Raw genomic sequence first — 20,550 nt, forward strand, 5'->3', positions numbered from 1 at the left:
TCTTCTTCTTGACCGAATTTGTAACCGTAGTTTTGTGATTCGGTTTCAGTGGTTTCACGCACCAAAGAAGAGGTTACTAGAGAACCGTGCATTGCAGAGAACAAGGAACCGCCGAATACACCAGCCACACCTAACATGTGGAAGGGGTGCATCAAGATGTTATGTTCTGCTTGGAACACAATCATGAAGTTGAAGGTTCCAGAGATACCCAAAGGCATACCATCAGAGAAAGAACCTTGACCGATGGGGTAGATCAAGAATACTGCGGTAGCGGAAGCCAAAGGTGCGCTGTAAGCTACGCAAATCCAAGGACGCATACCTAAGCGGTAAGAAAGTTCCCACTGACGACCGAGGTAGCAAGCGCAACCGATCAAGAAGTGGAAAACTACCAATTGGTAAGGGCCACCGTTGTACAACCACTCATCTAAGGAAGCAGCTTCCCAAATTGGGTAGAAGTGCAAGCCAATAGCGTTGGAGGAAGGTACTACTGCACCAGAAATGATGTTATTTCCGTAGATTAAAGAACCTGCAACTGGTTCGCGGATGCCATCGATGTCTACTGGAGGAGCAGCGATGAATGCAATTACGAAACAGGTGGTAGCAGCTAGTAGGGTTGGGATCATTAGCACACCAAACCAACCGATGTAGATACGGTTGTCTGTGCTGGTAATCCACTCGCAAAAGCGATCCCATACGTTAGCGTCGGAGCGCCGTTGTAAGGTTGTGGTCATTGTTTTATAAGTGCTATTTTTTGTTAAAAATGCAACAAGCAGATTTTATTTTTGCCTGTTGAATTACAGTCTACATGAAATTACTTGGACGCGATCTTTGACTTAATATTCTGTAATAAAATTCTTTAACAAGCTCGTCGAAATGTAAAGTTTTCCTACTATGAATAATACTCATAAAAGTAAGGATTTAACGCTTTTTCAGCGATTTTAAGCTATAGCTTTCAATGACGCGATCGCCTATTTAATTCCCTTTACATTCCTTTACAAATAACCCTAACTAATTTGTAACGAAATAATAAGTTGTACGTTGTCTTATGTTGTTGTAATTGTTGGTAGAAACTTAAAAATCAAAGTATATATAGGGCAAACTGCCTTCAGGAGCTAATAACCAAACAGCGTAGAAACAGATGGGAACAAAGACAAGCTTAATGGGCCAGTTGAACTCTAACTTCAGCATTCGGTTGAAGGCATAAACTACAGCCATCATTGCCGCTAAAGTTAGAAGTACCCAAGTGAGTTGGTATTGGCTGATATTTAAGGCATCCACATAGACCTTTTGAGCAAACTGGACATCAGCCGGATAACCCCAAAGGTGTCGAATTACTAAAGAAGAGTCTTCGAGATTAGGTAGACGGAACCAAATCCAAGAGGTAAAAACCATCAGTTGGGTTAAGAACCAAGCTACGAAGATACCTAGAGGATTTTGCCAGAATTGCTCTAGTTTTTCATAGCGATCGCTCATAGCATCTGTAAGTCGATGAACCACCAACGCTAACCCGTGTAATATACCCCAAACGACATAACCCAAAGCAGCGCCGTGCCAGATACCAGCAATTAGCATCACAGTAAATAAATTCCAGCAGGTGCGGATTAAACCCCGACGCGAACCACCCAAAGGAAAGTAGACATAGTTACGTAGCCAATCTCCTAGAGTGATATGCCAACGCCGCCAAAATTCTCCAATACTGGCGCTAAAGTAGGGAAAGTCAAAATTTTCAGGTAAAACTAAGCCGAAAAGCAAAGCACTGCCACGGGCAATATCTACGTAACCGTTGAAATCTAGATATAACTGCAAGCCATAAGCGAATGTCGCTAACCAGAGATCGGTACTACCTGCTCGTTGTAAGTTACCAAAACATAAATCAACAAAAATTCCCAGGTGATCTGCAAAAATACCTTTTTTGACTGCGCCTCTGGCAATTAACCATAGCGCCTGTGCTACTTTATCGGCACTAGGAAAGTCTAGCGCATTGAATTGATTTGCTAAGTTGTGGTAGCGCGTAATCGGGCCAGAAATCAGTTTAGCGAAGAATAATTTGTAGGTAGCAAATTTGAGAAACTGATCGGCAGCAGGCGCACCGCGATAGACATCTATTAAATAAGCAATGCATTCAAAGGTGAAAAATGAAATCCCCAAGGGCGCAATCAATTTAAAAGAGTTATCTGGTGAGTTTGTTTGGATATTGAAAACAAACTTAAATAAAGGGGTTACATACTTAAAAGCTAATAAGAGTAAAACATTGAGAGTTATACCTACCCACAAAACTTTTAGACGACGACGATTCCAATCACCTTGAGCAAATTGCCACTCTTCATTAGAAATTTGCCAGTCAAGAGAATGTTTTCCTGGTGATGTATTTTTACCAATCTCTAGCCCCACACGGAAATTGATAAACGTCAATGCTAATAGCAATGGTATGTACTGGATATGCAAAGATGAATAGAAAACTAAACTAGCAATTAGCAGCGTCCATAATCGTAATTTTTCTCGTGCTAAAGACCAGTAAATCCCTAAAACACTTAGCAAGAATAGCCCATAGAAAATTGATATAAAGTTCATTTTTTAGTCATTTGTCATTTGTCATTTGTCATTGGGTATCGTAGATTATTCTCCCAATTCCCGATTCCCAATTCCCCATTCCCTTACTTCACTGGCCAAGGAATCATTGGATCGTTAGCCAACTTTTTGGAGACTTCGTATGCTCCAAAGCGGTTGAGGTGGCTGGGATCGGAAAAGTAATCATTGGCTTTTGGCCATTTTTGGCTCAAATCTCGATAGATAAAGTTGGGATTAGTTGCTTGACGCAACATATATTGCTGAAATTGTTGCTCATATCCTTTACGCACTGGATCTAAATAATCTGCCGTGAGAGGCATGTTGACAAACACTAAAGAAATTTTCTGAGACTGAGTAAACTGAAGCACTTCTTGGAAAGCAGTATCTTGCTTTCCTTCTACTTGGAAAGATTTATAGTCGTTGTCGTAATTTCCGGGAACTCTAGAATGTTTTTGATAGTATCTAGCAGGATTGAAGCGGATGGACAAAGCTAGAAAGCCATCAAAATCAACTGCTTGCTGGGAAGTACTCTCATCTGAAGTTCCGTCTGTTTGTTGTTTTTGTGATGCAACTGTTTGATTATTACCAAATATAAGTAGTTGTTTTTGCAATAAACTTTTTATTTGGTCGCGGTTTGCATAACTACCAGAAAGAGAGGCTAATACCTGATTTAATGAATCATTGACAGCTTGATATGGGCTAATTTCCTGTTTTTCTTCTTTTACCTTCTCTTCTTGCGAATTTTCCTGGTTTTCCGGTGAATTACTGCTATTTGCAGTTGTTGTTACTTTTTGGAATGCTTGCTTATAACCAGCTGATGCAGCAATAGATTTAAAGGTAATATCTTCGCGTCCACCGTTGAAAGCACGCGCCCCATCTGCCCAAACAATTATTTTAGGCAGTTCTGATGGTTCCAATACGTGGCGAAGTACAAAGTCTACAACCTGTGCAGTAGCACCGTTAATCCCAAAGTTAAAGACGTCAATATTTGGATAGCCTTGAGTCGCTAAAGCTTTAGAAAGTGCTGCCGGATCTATTCCTCTGAGGGCGCGGGAGGAACCAATAACCAATACATCAGGCGGTGTACCATTTATAGCCAAACGCTGTTTATACAGTGCTAATTGCTCATCTAACTGCCTGACATTGAAACTTGGCATCTGCGATCGCGCTGCTAAAAGAATAGCTGTTGCGGTTGCTTTTTCCTTCAGTGGTGCAGCTGCCAAATTATTTGTCTGAGTCTCATCACTTTGCGTAAACTCAGAAGCATTAAATACAGAACTCTGATTTGCAGGAGATTTTCTCTTGGAAGTGCTGCTAAAAAATGCCGTTTTCTCAGTCTGAGTTTTCCCAGATGTCAAAGATGCCTTTTGTCCAGATGGTGAAGGTAAAACACTGGCCGCTTTGGGCAAATTCGGTTTAGTCTGGGCAATAATTCGACCCAATACCCAATCGGTTTGGAGAGTCAGTAATAAGCCGAGTGTCCCCCAAACTAGAGCAATCTTAAGTCCTTGATCGTCAGGATTTTCTTCTGCTGATTGGTGGCTTTCAGTAAATAGCTGGCTTTTTAACAAGAATTTTTTCGCGGTTGCACTGGCCGTTGCTATCCAATCTCGCGCTACTTCTGTTACAAAACTTTGAACTTCTTCTGTGGTTAAATCGGGGCGCAAAATTGGCTCACTAGTCTCAGAGGTTACGAGATCGTCAATGTATTTAGAAGTAGCAGCGAATTCTGGGGTTGCTTCTGGTACTAAACGTTGGCGATGTTCGAGATCAACGCCATAGTGCCAAAAAGGTTCTTTATTCCCAGCCCGGCGACCGTATACACGTATTCCCATAATACCGGGAATTTTCAAATGGCGGATAAACTGCGTAATTTTACTTGTTACTTGTTGGCGTGGTGGACAAACAGGCGCATCACACATGATATGCAGCAAATCATTTCTGTTCAGCAACAGGACGCGAATTCCACCTGTCAATAAACGCCAATCCAAATCAGGATTAAGTAAACGCTCCAGTAAAAATACGATCGCTGGTTCATCACCAGTATTAGCCAAATCTAGGGGTGATGGGGCAAAGGCGGGATGGTTTGTGGCGGGTAAAGCTAGCCAATCAATCCAAGTGGGTTGTGTGTCGCCGGCTTTTTGTCCGTATATGGTGGCGGCGAGAATGCCTTGAGGCGCGATCGCTTCTAGCTGGGGTACAATCGCCTCTAAGCACACCGATTTGTCGGGGATTGGGGCAGTTCCTAAAGGGTCAAAGGCTGGTGTACAAAAAATATGTAGAGTTGATTCTTTTAGAGAAACTTGGACAGCAACTTTTAATCCTGACAATACCTCAGTTAATAATCGCGCGATCGCTTGGATATCTCCCCAACGCGCCCATTCTTTTAGCATTACCTCTGCTGGTGTCAAATCCACCCGCAGCAGCCAATCAGGGGCAGTTTCGCCCCTTACTTGGGAAACAATTACGGCATCTTGGTAGCCGGAAAGTTTGAGATAACGCAACTTTTGTGCTATAGGTTCAGCAAGCAAAGATGCATCAGGACTATAGCTCGATTGGCAAAATATCCACAGGCGATTTTCTTCCGCCTGAGAATTATTTGATTTATATGGCTTAATCTTTGCTATTACAGATACACCCAAACTACTCAAAGTTTCGCTGAGATATCTGGCGATCGCCTCTGGGTTACCTTGACGTGCCAAACTTTCGTTAGAGACAATTAGCGCCCCAGCCGATTGTTTTAATTTTTCCGAGTCTGCTAGCAAGGCTTGTTCTACCTGCTCCAGATGCTTATCTATTTGATTCAAGTAAACTCGATGACACCATTTGGGGCGCTGCTCCCCTTTTCTTCGGCCATAGACAAATACTTGATATATTGAGGTTTGTTCGCTGCTTGTGAGAGTATCTAAGTTTGTTTGCTGTAATGCTTGCAGCAAATCAGACAAAGTACGCCAACGCTGCGGACATTCAGTACCTTCACAAAGAATATGAAGGTCATTTCCCCGTAACCGGACTTTCACCCCGAAAGTGTTAATTCCTGTGGCTTGGCTTACCCATTGGACTAAAGATTGCTGGCGATCTGGTAATACTGTTTTCATGGAAAGTTAACTTTACAGTCAGCGATTGTTAGGGAATAGTGCCTGCACTTGTAAACTAGAACCATCTGTTTATCACACTCTGACGTTTTTTTTTAACAATTTTGTTACCTTCGTAGCTCACAAAATCGGCCAAGATAGTCTTGTACAGGTTGCAAGTCTGACTAATATTGAGTTTTGCGTTTATTTTACTAATAGGGAATCAAAAGTTAGGAGTTAGGAATTAAAAGTCAGGAGTCAGGAGTCAGAATAATTCTATATGACTGGCTGATGACTTGTCCTTTAAAACTGGACTTGCATCCTACGCTAACGCCCCTAATGGACGAAACAAGCAACAAGCTTATCTCATTTAAACTTCATCCCTTTATCGTTGGAGTCATCTTAACTCCTAACTCCTAACTCCTAACTCCTCACTCCTCACTCCTAACCTCAATCCCTTTTTACTCATAATTCCCATAAGCAAAAATTAGCAATGCCTCCTGCCAACCACGAACCCGCAACTAACCCGCCATCCCATCTCGATTTATTTACCATTCCTAAATCGTTCCTTTTACAAGTAAGTACAGCGTCTATATTACTGCTGCTCATTAGCGGAAAAACCACCGTAAGGGCACTAGAAAGCATAGGGGAAGCCAGTGAAGAATTGTTTCGAGGCGATCGCCTACCCATTCTCGACTTCCCAGAGGATGACGAAACCAATCAAACTTAGAAAATATACACCAAATAATTATTTGCTCAGGAATAACCCGATGAGCATTCACTAGAAAACCTAGAAGTGTAAACAGTTATTAGCTTTACAAGATAGAGAATATGGGTTCCCTTTTATACTCTTCGTCTCAAACTGCGGATATATACCCGGTGTCGGAATTATTTTTGCGTCATCGTCTCCAGGTAGTGGAAGAATTGTGGGAGTCAGTTCTGAGGCAAGAATGCGGTCAAAACATGGTAGACTTGCTGCGGCAACTGCGTGATTTGTGTTCGCCAGAAGGACAGGCAAGAAATGACCAAGCATCCTCAGCCGTCAAATTAATTGAACAACTAAATATCAATGAAGCAATCCGCGCGGCTCGTGCTTTCGCCCTCTATTTTCAGCTGATTAACATCATTGAGCAAGAATACGAACAACGGCAGCAACTAAGTCGCTATGAAGCAGATACAGAGGCTACAGAGCCAGAAACACCATCCAATGTTAACTATTCCTCCAATCAAAGAGAAGATGACGCGCCTGTTAGCAAGGGAATAGCAGCAGCCTTCCTGAAAAAAAGTTATCTAGAAAAAGCGCCAGTCAAACCAAAAGGTACTTTCGCTGCTTTGTTTCCCTATTTATTCAAACTGAATGTACCACCCCAGCAAATTCAACGTCTAATTGCTCATCTGGATGTCCGCTTAGTTTTTACAGCGCACCCAACGGAAATTGTTCGTCATACCATCCGCGATAAGCAGCGACAGGTGGTACAACTTTTGCAAAAACTGGATGCTTTGGAAAACCATTCCGGGACTACCCCAGGAGCATATCCTTGGGAAGCAGCAGATGTCCGCGAACAATTGCTCGAAGAAATTCGCTTGTGGTGGCGCACAGACGAACTTCACCAGTTCAAACCCACAGTGCTAGATGAAGTAGACTATGCTTTGCACTACTTCCAAGAAGTTTTATTTGATGGCATTCCCCAACTTTATAAACGTTTCAAACACACCTTATCTAATACCTTTCCTTGGCTAGAACCACCGAGTAAAAACTTTTGCTCTTTCGGTTCCTGGGTAGGCTCAGATAGAGATGGGAATCCATCAGTTACACCAGAAATTACCTGGCAAACAGCTTGCTATCAGCGCAAAATGGTGCTGGGGAGATATATTCAGTCAGTGAAAAATCTGATTGAATTGTTGAGTGTGTCGATGCACTGGAGTGATGTCTTACCAGATTTGCTGGAATCTCTAGAGTTAGATCAATCCCAGTTGAGTGAAGTGTACGACGCATTGGCGTTGCGTTATCGGCAAGAACCCTATCGGCTGAAACTTGCTTATGTACTGAAACGGCTAGAAAATACTCGCGATCGCAATCTAGCTTTGTACAATCGAGAAACGCCAAAAAATCCAGACAGCCCCCTGTATCGTTCGGGAGACGATTTTTTAGCAGAACTGCGGATGATTCAGCGCAACTTGACAGAAACAGGTTTAAGCTGTCGAGAATTAGAAAATCTCATCTGTCAGGTAGAAATTTTTGGCTTTAATTTGACACAGCTAGATATTCGTCAAGAATCATCCCGCCACGCTGATACGCTGAATGAGATACTACAATACCTGCAAATATTACCTCAACCTTACAACGAACTATCTGAGGAGCAAAAAGTCGCTTGGCTTACAGGAGAACTGCAAACTCGTCGGCCGTTAATTCCCGCAGAACTGCCATTTTCGGAAAAAACCAACGATGTCATTGAAACCTTTCGCGTCGTGCGATCGCTCCAACAAGAATTTGGCCTGAATATCTGCCAAACTTACATTATCAGCATGTGCCGCGACGTAAGCGACGTGCTAGAAGTATTACTCTTAGCCAAAGAAGCCAGACTTTTTGACCCCGCCATCGCCGTCGGAACCATTCAAGTCGTCCCTCTATTTGAGACAGTAGAAGACTTACAACGTTCCAGAAGCGTCATGCGGAACCTGTTTGAACTCCCCTTATATCGCGCTTTATTAGCTGGCGGCTACGAACAGACAAAAACAGAGGATACTGATGAAAACTCATCCCCCCCTGCTCCCCTGCTCCCCTGCTCCCCTGCCTCCCCCTCACCCCTCACCCCTAACTTACAAGAAGTAATGCTGGGGTATTCTGACAGCAACAAAGACTCAGGTTTTTTAAGCAGTAACTGGGAAATTCATAAAGCCCAAAAATCACTGCAAAAAATAGCAGAAAACTATGATGTAAGTTTGCGGATTTTCCACGGACGCGGTGGTTCTGTAGGGCGGGGTGGTGGCCCTGCTTACGAGGCGATTTTGGCTCAACCCGGTCATAGTATCAATGGGCGAATCAAGATTACCGAACAAGGAGAAGTTTTGGCTTCTAAATATTCCTTGTTGGACTTGGCATTGTACCACATGGAAACCATCACTACCGCCGTGATTCAAGCTAGCCTGCTGCGGACAGGGTTTGATGATATTGAACCCTGGAATGAGATTATGGAAGAATTAGCAGCGCGATCGCGTCAACATTATCGTGCTTTAATCTACGAACAACCTGATTTCGTTGACTTCTTTCACCAAGTAACGCCCATTGAAGAAATTAGCCAACTGCAAATTAGTTCCCGTCCAGCCCGTCGCCCATCTGGTAAGAAAGATTTAAGCAGTTTGAGAGCTATTCCTTGGGTATTTAGCTGGACACAAACCCGCTTTTTACTTCCTTCTTGGTATGGCGTGGGCACAGCGTTACAAGAGTTTTTGAACGCAGAACCAGAAGAACACTTGAAATTGCTGCGTTACTTTTACGTTAAGTGGCCCTTTTTCAAAATGGTGATTTCTAAAGCCGAGATGACTTTGGCAAAAGTAGATATGCAAATGGCACATCACTACGTTCAAGAATTGTCAAAACCAGAAGATCAACTTCGTTTTGCCAAGGTTTTTGACCAAATTGCCAGCGAATTCTATCTCACAAGGGATTTGGTGTTAAAAATCACCGATCACAATCAATTGTTAGATGGCGATCCTATGTTGCAACGATCTGTGCAGTTACGCAATGGCACAATTGTCCCCTTGGGATTTATCCAAGTTTCCCTGCTCAAGCGCCTACGCCAGTCTATGAATTCTAATGCTACTTCTGGAGTCATCCATTCTCGTTACAGCAAAGGCGAATTATTACGAGGTGCATTGTTAACTATTAATGGGATTGCAGCAGGGATGAGAAATACAGGGTGATGGGGAATGGGGAATGGGGAAGAAGCAGGGGGGCAGGGAGCAGGGGGGCAGGGGGACAAGGGAGAATTACTGAATAAGTCTCTCCCAAGTCTACCCCCTCTTCCTTGTCTACATTGTCTCTTCTTCATGCCCAATTCCTAATTCCCAATTCCCAATTCCTAGTTCCCAATTCCCAATGATTAAAAACAGAATTTTAATTTGCACTTTTCTGGCCCTATCATCCGGTTTTTTCGGTGGTTACACCAGTGGGCAAATTAGCATCATGCTGCATAGCCAAAAGTGTCAAAATCAACCTTGGGGTTTAAAGGAGATGTGCAACGCTTGGGTTACACCAGGAGCAGTATGGGAAGGTAGCACAACGGGGTTATGGACAGGTACTATCTTAGGGGCGTTTGTTGGTGGTTTGGTGACGCGACAAGCTCGGAATTAATCTTGGGACTTACGCATTGACATAAAACACTAAATATGGATGTTTTGAAAAACTATATCTTTCATAAGGGCACAGCAGTGCTGTGCCCTTACATTGCACGGATATTTAACATCAAACAATAATTAGTAAAAGCCTGAAACAACCTATTTTCGTAAATGCATAGCATGATTATTTTGTACAGTGCGTAAGTCCTAAATCTGTTGACTACCTAATCAAATGTGATTAACTGAATCGTGTTGCCCTACGATCAAGTATCAAAATATTATGAATTGGGAAATTATTCTCGCTAGTTTTGCTAGCTCTTTAATTGAATTAGTCGAGATTCTTGGTATAGTCATCGTTGTCGGCAGGTTGGCAGGTTGGCGTAATGCACTGGTTGGTTCAGGCGGTGGCATTGCCTTGACGTTACTGCTATCTCTGGTCTTAGGAAAAAGTTTGACGCTGATCCCTGTAGATATTCTCAGAATTGTGGCGGGAGTTTTACTGCTACTTTTTGGGCAAAAATGGATGCGTTCCATTGTTAGGTATTATGCCGGTCTTCCCAAAAAGCGTAAAGGTGGCGGGGAAGATAACCTGGAAGAGCAACTAGCAAAAGATGAGAATCAATCTGGCTGGAACTGGTTTGCTGTTGTCACCACCTTTAAGGGTGCGTTGTTGGATAGTGTAGAAGTAGCGATCGCAGTTGTAACTTTGGGTGCTGCCGAAAATGAATGGCTAGAAGCAATTAGTGGCGCTGGTTTCGCGGCAATTGGTTTAGTTGTGTTTGCTTTATTATTCAGGGCACCACTCCAGCAAGTACCAGTCAAACCAATGAAATTTGTGGCGGCAATGCTGCTGATGGGATTTGGTGTTTATTGGCTGGGTGCAGGATTGAATGTAGACTGGGCTGGTGGTCACTGGGCTATTATTTGGTTGCCTTTAGCTTGGGGTGTGGGCATGGCAATCGCCTCGGCAATTTGGCGCTGGCGAGTTGGTTTACAAAAAACAAAGGAAGCGATCGGTTAAGTGACAAAACGTTTGAGTTAATAACCCAAGCGGTTTGTTTTATAAATTTCCCACGCTAAGACAGAAAGAATTGCAATTAATCCTTGATTACAAAAAAGCTAGTAGCCAGGTTTGGTGTCAGCAAGACTGGTAAAATCTACCCATAGCGAAAAAGAGCGAACACCATGACTACTGAAACTAACCCAGGGAATCAAACTACCACGGGTGCTGATGCTATTGATGAAGCGATCGCACGGGGAATTGATTTTGATGGATCTCCTATTCCGCCTGCCAAACTAGAACTTTATGGTAAAGTCATGGCGCTAGAAGGCAATAGACAGCGCAGTGGCGTATCTAATACTATGCGATCGCGAATTGTGCGAATTGGTGCAAAACACATTCCCCAAGCAGAACTCGACCAATTACTTATAGATGCTGATTTTGCGCCCCTCAAAGAAAAAGAAATTGCCTTTTTTTATAGCGGCAAATAAATATAACAGCACAGCACAGTCAGGTTCTATATATTCGCGGCTACACAAACAACTAAAGTAGCCGTGAAATCCCTGTAAAAAAACGAAGGATTAACCCATCCATAACCTATCTGTCATCGGCAATCCGCTAATCTAATTTCCTCACTGAAATGGTTGGGCAAGGAGCTAATTCTCCAAAATGCGCTCGCGATCCCAAAGAATAATGAGGATATAGATGATGACAAATATTAGGTACTCAGTGTTTCAACACCTCACCACTGCGCGTTTGCTGCGTAAAGTATGTTTATTGGCGCTGACTGTGCCGTTCCTGGCAAGTTCCGCAATCAATGTGGCGACTGCCAGCGATAAGAAGTATGAGTACGAGTACGAAGGCGAAAACGAGACTTATGCCATCGGACTTTGGGGGGATCTCCCTTACTCGGATCTCCAGGCAACAACGGGAGTCCCGAACCTGATTGCTGATATGAACGCACAAGACCTGGCCTTTAGTGTCCACGACGGCGATCTAAAGGGGGGTAACTCTACACCAGGCTCGGTCACGCCGACCACATGCAGTAATGAACTCTATGCCCAGGCACTCGGCTTCTTTAACTCCTTGAAAGCACCAGCAGCCTTCACCCCAGGCGATAATGATTGGACTGATTGCGATCGCCCCTCTAACGGTGGGTTCAACTCACTCAATCGCCTCGACTACGAGCGCCAAGTATTCTTCAACACAAAATTTTCCCTTGGGCAGCGTCGGCTAGTGCAGGAGGTGCAGACAACACCACTGTGTCTTGGTGTAACAGGTGCAGTGCCCTGTCTTGAAAACCGCCGTTGGACGGTTGGTAAAGTTACTTATGCGACACTCAATATCCAGGGTTCGTGCAACAACCTATGTGATACTGCGCCCGATCCATCTGAATACGCAGCACGAAACACAGCTGATATTGCATGGATGAGAGAGACTTTTCAAGTGGCAAAAACACGCAATTCGGTAGCGGTCATGTTTATCTCCCAAGGCGATCCGGGTTGGGATCTGACCGACGGAACCAGAGCGCCTTTGCGCGATCCCAAGACCCTCGCGCAAACCGATGGCCAGCCTGACGGCTTTAAGGAGTTTTTATTAGCGTTCCGCGAAGAAGCGATCGCTTTCCGTAAACCAATTGCCTATGTATACGGGGACTCGCACTACTACCGCGTTGACAAGCCATTTCTGGATGCTCAAGGTAGACGTATCGAAAACTTCACTCGTGTTGAGACATTTGGCGACAATGCGGCGAATGGCACTAACGATGTGAATTGGGTGAAAGTGACCGTAAATCCCCGTAGCCGAGAAGTATTTTCTTATCAGCCACAGATTGTTCCCGGCAATCGAGTAGCGGTTCCGTCTCCTTAACGCTAGCCAGTTTCTAATTGTTGCAAACTGCAAACATAAAAGCCTAAAACTACAACTTTGAGTTGTCACGGGATAACTTAAATCTTGATTTTCCGGTAGTGGCAATTCATGAATTGCCACTACCGCGTGTAGTTTTACATTTTTAACTCGGAATTGGATTTGGGGAAAAGGTTAAAGGTTTTTCTTCCCCTTTTTTCCTTTAACCGACAAGTATTGAGTCCTATATATACCTCACACATCCTAAATTGCCATCGGTATTTTGGCTTCTTTAATATTTTCCCGATCGCTTCAAAAACTGTATCTTCAGCAAGATATTGTCAAGTTTGCCTTGCATTTTGAATTGGCACACGGCTATATGTACTTAAGTAATAGCTGAAAGACTTGGAGAACAGATGTCAGAAACTACGCCAAATTCAGAAATGTCATATCGAGTTCTCGGTAGTACAGGAGAAAGAGTTTCTGCAATTGGATTGGGTGGTTGGCACATCGCCTTAAAACACGTTGATGAAGAACTGGCTATCCGAATTGTTAGAACAGCGATCGATCGCGGCATCACCTTTATGGATAACAGTTGGGATTACAACGGTGGAGTCAGCGAGATTCGTATGGGAAAAGCCCTGCGCGATCGCTACCGTGACAAAGTTTTCTTGATGACGAAGATCGATGGTCGTTCTAAAAAGGAAGCAGCAAGACAGCTAGACGAATCGCTTAAACGTCTGCAAGTGGATTGCATCGATCTCGTTCAGCACCACGAAATCCTTCGACACGAAGATCCGCATCGAGTTTTTGACGAAGAAGGGGCGAATGTTGCTTTTCTTGAGGCGAAGCAAGCCGGCAAACTCCGATACATTGGTTTCACTGGGCATAAAGACCCTTATGTTCATCTGCACATGTTGGAAGTTGCAGCTACCAACGGGTTTAAATTTGATACAGTGCAGATGCCGCTCAATGTCATGGATGCCCACTATCGGAGTTTTGCCAAGCTAGTTGTGCCAGAACTGGTTAAACAAAACATTGGCGTTCTGGGAATGAAAAGCTTGGCAAACGGTATTCTTTTACGCTCAAAGACTGTAACGCCAATTGAATGTTTACACTATGCTTTGAATCTGCCCACATCGGTTGTGATTACCGGAATTGACAGCATGGAGATTCTAGACCAAGCCTTTGAAGCAATGCGGACTTTCCAGCCGATGAATGACGAGCAAGTGCGATCGCTTTTAGCAAAAACCGCACAAGCAGCATCACGCGGCGAGTTTGAGCCTTTCAAAACCTCATCAATCTTTGATAGCACTGCCCAAAATCTAGAATGGCTAGGAGAGGAACCACAGCGCATCCAACAATTGATGTCAGCGTGATGCTTTTTTAGTGTCGTCTCTGAAGAAGTTCATCCGATTGTAAAACACTAAAACATCTTGCCGTTTTGTAATTGTATTGTCACGCTATATTAATGCAACTCACTGCAATAGTATTGTTTTGACTGACAATGCCATTGTTTCGGCTAACAATACGATTGTTTTGGCTGACAATGCCATTGTTTCGGCTGACAATACGATTGTTTTGGCTGACAATGCCATTGTTTCGGTTGACAATATGATTGTTTTGACTTGCAAAAATTAACTCACCTTTTCTCTAACTTTGTTTTACAGCACAAGCCTTGGTGGTTAGGACATCAACAGATGATAAAACTTAGACACAAAAAGACTTTTCACCCAGTCCCTTGCCATATTTAAAAACCTTTTTATCTCCAGAGAAAATATTTGTGCGCCCTTACCGTTAGTTTTATTGTTTTAATGGGCACATTAATAACGTACTTTATCCCAGTATCCGTATATGCCCGCTCAGGATAAAACACGTCGCTTGCCTTCTCAATCAATTAGTCAAGATATAAACTCATTGCACGGTTTCCAAACCATTAGCACATACAATACAACCCGGGCTGATGCGTCTGTGGCACATTTACAGCAAGCTTATCAGACTATGTTGACACAGCAACAAGCTGAAATCGAGAAACTAGCTTTATATCGTGGTGCTGCTAATGCTGCGCGATTAGCAGAATGGGAATTCCATAATGCTGTATTAGCCATGAAAGAAGTTGTGCGCGGACAATATGGATCGGATAGCGATCAAGCCCAAGCGATTGGACTGAAAAAGAAATCAGAACGCAAGCGTCCCAATCGTAAAAAGTCAGTTGCGATGGCGTAACCACCCAATGAAAGCGATCGCTAGTTAATTAACTCAATGGCGATCGCCCATGTTTAAAATCTGTTCTTGATTACTAGCAAAAAATCTTTACTCAAAATTCAATCTATCAAAATAGTGAACTTGTTTCATAACTAATGATTCAATAAATTCTATCTAGGGATCGATATGGTGAATTAGCTAAATAAAGTAGAAATAGTATACTAAGTCACATGAGATTGCATTCTATGAAATTGAATTATTTGACAAAACAGCTTTCCACGGTAAAACGCTGGATGGCTACAACAATGCTTTGTATGTTAGCGATGGCTTTCGTTTGGCAAGGTGCATTTTTCTCGAACACCTCCGCAATGGCTGATCCTGCTGGAACCTTGATTGCATCAAAAGACGCAGGCGATCAAGCTCAAGAAAAAGCCAGTAGAGATGCTGGACGAACCAAAAATTTCATTGATGATGCGGCAGATAAAGTTAAGGATGCTGCCAAGAGTAATGCCAGTAAAGTTGACCGAGCTACAGATAATGGTAGTTTTATTGAGCGCAAAGCAAAGAAAGATGCCGCTACAATTCAGAAAAGAGCAAATGAAGATGCATCTCGCACTAAAGAAGCAGTAGACAACACAAAGAATGTTGTTGAACGTACTGTTGAGAACATCAAGGATGCTTTTGGTAAATAGTAATCCTATTTGATTTTTTTTCAATCTAAAGGCTTAGATCCCCGACTTCTTAAAGAAGTTGGGGATCTTGTTGTTTACGGAGATTATTATATTTATTTGTCGCATCTAGATGAACTGCGATCGCAGATAAAATTAGCTGCTATTAATGAACAACAGAAAAGATATTTGCTAGCAACGATCCTGAACATCTAGCCAGAAATGAGATATTTAATTCTTTATTTATGATTGCTTAAAAAGAGAAAACTGAGTGTTCCAGTTCAGGAATTTCCGCAATATACTTCTGAAAGCTTGATTTTATATACAAATAACGTACTTTATTTAAGTGTCATTACTTATTGACAAATATGCTGTGACTTTGTGTAATTGCAACCTCATTTTGAAAAATTGTTAATGGTTAGCAAATTTATCACCATTATTAATTACGAAGTTATACTTTCCACTACAACTTAGTAACAATGTAAGAGTGTGATTATCTGGACAACCCGACCGTGGGAAAATCAAAATACTGAAAACGTCGAATTACAGAGGAAAACACTATAATATGCATCTGAGCGAAATCACCCATCCTAATCAGTTGCACGGTTTATCTGTTCGCCAACTGCAACAGATTGCCCGTCAGATTCGAGATAAGCATCTCCAAACCGTAGCAGTTAATGGTGGACACTTGGGGCCAGGATTGGGTGTTGTGGAATTAACACTAGGGCTTTACCAGACGCTGGACTTAGATCGGGATAAAGTGATTTGGGATGTCGGACACCAAGCTTATCCGCACAAACTCCTTACAGGACGTTACGATCGCTTCCACACCCTCAGACAAAAGGATGGAGTTGCAGGTTATCTCAAACTCGGTGAAAACAAGTTCGATCACTTTGGGGCTGGACATGCTTCTACAAGTATTTCAGCAGCGTTAGGCATGGCTTTAGCGCGAGACTTGAAAGGCGAAAAATTTAAAGCCGTTGCTGTGATTGGCGATGGGGCGCTAACTGGGGGTATGGCTTTAGAAGCCATCAACCACGCGGGACACATGCCGAAAACTAACCTATTGGTTGTTCTTAACGACAACGACATGTCCATATCTCGCAACGTCGGCGCGATTCCCCGCTATCTCAACAAAATGCGCCTCAGCCAGCCGGTGCAATTTATAAAAGATAATCTTGAGGAACAATTTAAGCAAATTCCCTTTGTGGGTGAATCTTTGTCTCCTGAACTCGGACGCATTAAAGAAGGTATGAAACGTTTGGCTGTTCCCAAGGTAGGAGCAGTTTTTGAAGAACTAGGCTTTACTTACATTGGGCCAGTAGATGGGCATAATCTCGAAGAATTGATTGCCACCTTCCAACAAGCACATCAAATACAAGGCCCAGTTTTGGTACATGTAGCCACAACCAAAGGCAAAGGCTATGAAATTGCCGAACTAGATCAAGTTGGCTATCACGCCCAAAGTCCCTTTAACGTCGCAACTGGTAAAGCTATTCCTTCCAGTAAACCCAAACCCCCGGCTTATGCCAAAGTCTTTTCTCACACTCTAGTGAAACTTGCCGAACAAAACCCCAAAATCGTTGGGATTACTGCGGCTATGGCAACAGGGACAGGTTTAGATAAACTTCAAGCCAAACTGCCCAATCAATATATTGATGTCGGCATTGCTGAACAACACGCAATTACCCTAGCAGCAGGACTTGCAACTCAAGGGATGCGTCCCGTAGCTGCAATTTATTCTACTTTCCTGCAACGCGCTTATGACCAGATAATTCACGATGTCTGCATCCAAAACCTGCCAGTATTCTTTTGCTTAGATAGGGCGGGAATTGTTGGATCTGATGGCCCTACCCACCAAGGCATGTATGACATCGCTTATCTCCGTTGCATTCCCAACATTGTAATAATGGCTCCCAAAGACGAAGCAGAACTGCAACGCATGGTAGTAACTGGCATTAACCATACCAGTGGCCCGATCGCTATGCGCTACCCTCGTGGCAATGGCTACGGCGTTCCCCTAATGGAGGAAGGTTGGGAACCTTTGGAAATTGGTAAAAGCGAAATTCTCCGTACTGGCGATGACGTGTTAATCGTCGCTTATGGCACAATGGTCTATCCAGGGATGCAAGCTGCCGAAATTCTCAGCGAACACGGCATTGAAGCAACTGTAATTAATGCCCGTTTTGCTAAACCTTTGGATACCGAGTTGATTTTGCCTTTAGCTAAGAAAATCGGCCGCGTTATCACCTTAGAAGAAGGCTGTATCATGGGTGGCTTTGGTAGTGCGATCGCTGAAGCTTTGATGGATGCAGATATTCTCGTTCCTGTCAAGCGATTCGGTGTCCCAGATGTATTAGTAGATCATGCTGAACCCAATGAATCTAAAACAGAACTAGGTTTAACTAGTCATCAAATAGCAGAAAGAGTTTTGCAAGCTTTCTTTAAGCAGCAAGTATCTGCTGTTGTTTAGTTAATTTTTTGTAAAATGAATCGCCCATACTTGTGACTCAGGTGTGGGCGATCGCGTATAAAAACAGCAAAACTAATATTAGTAGATTAAAAAATTTAGCGATCGCCTACGTAAAGATTATCTCTATACTTAATCTATTTCATGGTCAGGATTTCTATAGGAATCATATTTGATTTATGAAAAATCTAAGTATTTGTAGGATGTGTTAGGCGTAAGCCGTAACGCACTATTCTTAAGACTTTAGTGCCGTACTCTTTGCGCTCACACCCTACGTATCTTTTCAAAAATCAAATAGTAGTCCTATATATTATCAATTTAGTCGCAGCATCAGTGCATTAGCACGCGATCGCTTCATAATTTTCATGGGTTAGACAACTGAAGTTTAACTTAAGATTTTGCCAATTCATTTTTTTAAAATCAAACTTGATTCTAATATTTAATAGACTTCTTAATTAATATTTAATATTAAGCTAATACAAATAATGTAATATCTATTACATCGTGTGTCAATTTACATTTTCACCATTTTAAACCCAAAAAAAGACGGTAAAACTATGGCTATTCAAGGAACAAACAATAACGATACTTTAGTTGGCACTTCTGGAAATGATACTATTCAAGGCTTAAACGGTAATGATAGCCTTTCTGGGCTAGGTGGAAACGACCGTTTAGAAGGTGGTAGAGGCGATGATACCTTGTATGGTGGGACAGGGAATGATGTATTTGACTTGGCATACTATCAAGAAAACGATGTCGTCATAGATTTTATCCGAGGACAGGATAAAATTGATGTCAGAAGCCTAAACATTAGTGATTGGACTACCCTGCAAAAGCTGATTACTAATGATGGTCAAAATAATGCTTTAATTACAACTTTCTCTGGTGGTTATCCTGCCCAACTAAAACTCAATGGCATCAATCCTAGCCTCCTGCAAGCCAGTGATTTCCTTTTGAATACTGATAACTTTGCTCAGACTATTGATGGTAATGACTATTACGCAGATCAGTTGTTTGGCGGTTTAAATAATGATACCCTCAGAGGATTTAGAGGTAATGATGTCCTGTTTGGTGAACAAGGAAATGACCGTTTAGAAGGTGGTGCGGGTGATGATACTTTGTATGGTGGTGCTGGAAATGATACCTATTATTTCTTAGCTAATAGTGCCTTGGGAACCGACACAATTATAGAAACCACAACAGATGGTATTGACACTATTGACTTTAGCGGTACTACAGTTGCTGTCAACCTAAATCTTAGTTTAACCACCTTGCAAACGGTTAATAGCAATCTCAAACTGATTCTCTCTGCCAACAACGTTATCGAAAATGCAACGGGTGGCACAAGTAATGACAGTCTCACTGGTAATACACTGAATAACACCCTGATTGGTGGTAACGGAAATGATACTCTGCAAGGGTTAACAGGAAATGATACCTATTCTTTTGTCGCTAATACAGCCTTGGGAACCGACACAATTGTAGAAACTACAACAGATGGTATTGACACTATTAACTTTAGCGGTACTACAGTTGCCGTCAATGTAAATCTAGGTGTAAGCACCTCGCAAACTGTTAATAGCAATCTCAAGCTGATTCTCTCTGCCAACAACGTTATCGAAAATGCAACGGGTGGCACAGGTAATGACAGTCTTACTGGTAATACACTGAATAACACTCTGATTGGTGGTGACGGAAATGATACTCTCCAGGGAGGTGATGGTGATGACCAACTTTTAGGAGGACTGGGCAATGATATTCTCACTGGTGGAACTGGGAAGGATAAATATCTGTTCCAAAGTAACGGGGTTTTTAGCACAAGCTTGGGTGTTGATAATATCACTCAGTTTGAAAAGGGACAAGACCAGATTGTGCTGAGTAAAACCACCTTTAATGCTGTTACTAATACTGTCGGTCAAACTTTAACTGACTTTGCAGTTGTTACTAACAATCAATCTGTCAATGCTAGTAATGCCCACATTGTATTTAGCCAAAGCACTGGCAGCCTATTTTATAATCAAGATGGCAATCTGCTGGGTACAGGAACAGTATTTGAGTTTGCCCGTTTAGGAAATCTTGGTATTACTCTGAGTAGCAGCGATTTTAATCTCATTGCCTAGAACACCAATTCAGCCCTCTCTTTGTAAAGGCTAAGGTGTACAGAAAAGTTAGAAATAGCTGATAAATCAGGGTTTTACCCCACCCTTAGCCTCTCGATGCATTGGGGAGGAAACTAGATTTTCTGGTTTCCCCCCTTTAATAAGGGCAGGGCTATTTGTTTCCCTCTCAAAGAGGATTTGTCAAAATGATTAGCGATAAAAATCATAAGTATGGGAAAATTCCAGAAAATTAAAATTAAAGATTTTTGTAGAACTCAATATA

Annotated in this window: 15 protein-coding genes; 11 read left to right on the forward strand and 4 right to left on the reverse strand. The window is 42.5% G+C overall.

What is annotated here, in order from left to right:
• The 3 genes from RMZ41_RS12675 to RMZ41_RS12685 form a co-directional block, all read right to left on the reverse strand.
• Nucleotides 1-731 (reverse strand): photosystem II q(b) protein (locus RMZ41_RS12675; protein WP_409875224.1); only part of this gene is annotated, 731 nt, incomplete at its 3' end.
• Between the two features lie 340 nt (nt 732-1,071).
• A complete protein-coding gene (locus RMZ41_RS12680; RefSeq protein WP_322641921.1) occupies nt 1,072-2,571 on the reverse strand; it encodes an MBOAT family protein in 1,500 nt (499 codons plus the stop codon).
• Between the two features lie 83 nt (nt 2,572-2,654).
• Complete coding sequence (locus RMZ41_RS12685) at nt 2,655-5,666, reverse strand: DUF1574 domain-containing protein (RefSeq protein ID WP_322641920.1); 3,012 nt, start codon at nt 5,664-5,666, stop codon at nt 2,655-2,657.
• Nucleotides 5,667-6,135: 469 nt separating this feature from the next.
• On the opposite strand from RMZ41_RS12685, the gene RMZ41_RS12690 reads away from it, so the two are divergent.
• From RMZ41_RS12690 to RMZ41_RS12720, 7 genes are all read left to right on the forward strand, one after another.
• Complete coding sequence (locus tag RMZ41_RS12690; protein WP_322641919.1) at nt 6,136-6,372, forward strand: hypothetical protein; 237 nt, start codon at nt 6,136-6,138, stop codon at nt 6,370-6,372.
• A 101-nt stretch (nt 6,373-6,473) separates the two neighbouring features.
• Nucleotides 6,474-9,566 (forward strand): phosphoenolpyruvate carboxylase, encoded by a 3,093-nt coding sequence (locus RMZ41_RS12695; protein ID WP_322641918.1) that lies wholly within the window; start codon nt 6,474-6,476, stop codon nt 9,564-9,566.
• 175 nt (nt 9,567-9,741) lie between these two features.
• Nucleotides 9,742-9,996 carry a hypothetical protein gene (locus RMZ41_RS12700; RefSeq protein WP_322641917.1) on the forward strand — a complete coding sequence of 85 codons (255 nt, stop codon included), beginning with the start codon at nt 9,742-9,744 and terminating at the stop codon, nt 9,994-9,996.
• Between the two features lie 264 nt (nt 9,997-10,260).
• Nucleotides 10,261-11,001 (forward strand): COG4280 domain-containing protein, encoded by a 741-nt coding sequence (locus RMZ41_RS12705; RefSeq protein ID WP_322641916.1) that lies wholly within the window; start codon nt 10,261-10,263, stop codon nt 10,999-11,001.
• 164 nt (nt 11,002-11,165) lie between these two features.
• The gene (locus tag RMZ41_RS12710; RefSeq protein WP_322641915.1) at nt 11,166-11,471 is read left to right on the forward strand and encodes a DUF4090 family protein; all 306 of its coding nucleotides are present in this window, start codon (nt 11,166-11,168) and stop codon (nt 11,469-11,471) included.
• A 595-nt stretch (nt 11,472-12,066) separates the two neighbouring features.
• Nucleotides 12,067-12,849 (forward strand): hypothetical protein, encoded by a 783-nt coding sequence (locus RMZ41_RS12715; RefSeq protein WP_322641914.1) that lies wholly within the window; start codon nt 12,067-12,069, stop codon nt 12,847-12,849.
• Nucleotides 12,850-13,241: 392 nt separating this feature from the next.
• Entirely contained in the window at nt 13,242-14,204 is a 963-nt protein-coding gene (locus RMZ41_RS12720) for an aldo/keto reductase (RefSeq protein ID WP_322641913.1), read from the forward strand.
• A gap of 99 nt (nt 14,205-14,303) precedes the next feature.
• Here RMZ41_RS12720 and RMZ41_RS12725 read toward each other — a convergent pair whose 3' ends face one another.
• Complete coding sequence (locus RMZ41_RS12725; RefSeq protein ID WP_322641912.1) at nt 14,304-14,438, reverse strand: hypothetical protein; 135 nt, start codon at nt 14,436-14,438, stop codon at nt 14,304-14,306.
• 241 nt (nt 14,439-14,679) lie between these two features.
• Between RMZ41_RS12725 and RMZ41_RS12730 the strand changes: the two genes are divergently transcribed.
• From RMZ41_RS12730 to RMZ41_RS12745, 4 genes are all read left to right on the forward strand, one after another.
• Nucleotides 14,680-15,051 carry a hypothetical protein gene (locus tag RMZ41_RS12730; protein ID WP_322641911.1) on the forward strand — a complete coding sequence of 124 codons (372 nt, stop codon included), beginning with the start codon at nt 14,680-14,682 and terminating at the stop codon, nt 15,049-15,051.
• A gap of 224 nt (nt 15,052-15,275) precedes the next feature.
• The gene (locus RMZ41_RS12735; RefSeq protein WP_322641910.1) at nt 15,276-15,722 is read left to right on the forward strand and encodes a hypothetical protein; all 447 of its coding nucleotides are present in this window, start codon (nt 15,276-15,278) and stop codon (nt 15,720-15,722) included.
• A 541-nt stretch (nt 15,723-16,263) separates the two neighbouring features.
• The gene (gene dxs, locus RMZ41_RS12740) at nt 16,264-18,171 is read left to right on the forward strand and encodes a 1-deoxy-D-xylulose-5-phosphate synthase (protein ID WP_322641909.1); all 1,908 of its coding nucleotides are present in this window, start codon (nt 16,264-16,266) and stop codon (nt 18,169-18,171) included.
• Nucleotides 18,172-18,725: 554 nt separating this feature from the next.
• Nucleotides 18,726-20,288 carry a calcium-binding protein gene (locus RMZ41_RS12745; protein ID WP_322734463.1) on the forward strand — a complete coding sequence of 521 codons (1,563 nt, stop codon included), beginning with the start codon at nt 18,726-18,728 and terminating at the stop codon, nt 20,286-20,288.
• Nucleotides 20,289-20,550 lie beyond the last annotated feature (262 nt).

The sequence above is a fragment of the Nostoc sp. DedVER02 genome, from assembly GCF_034530675.2.
Lineage (GTDB): Bacteria > Cyanobacteriota > Cyanobacteriia > Cyanobacteriales > Nostocaceae > Nostoc.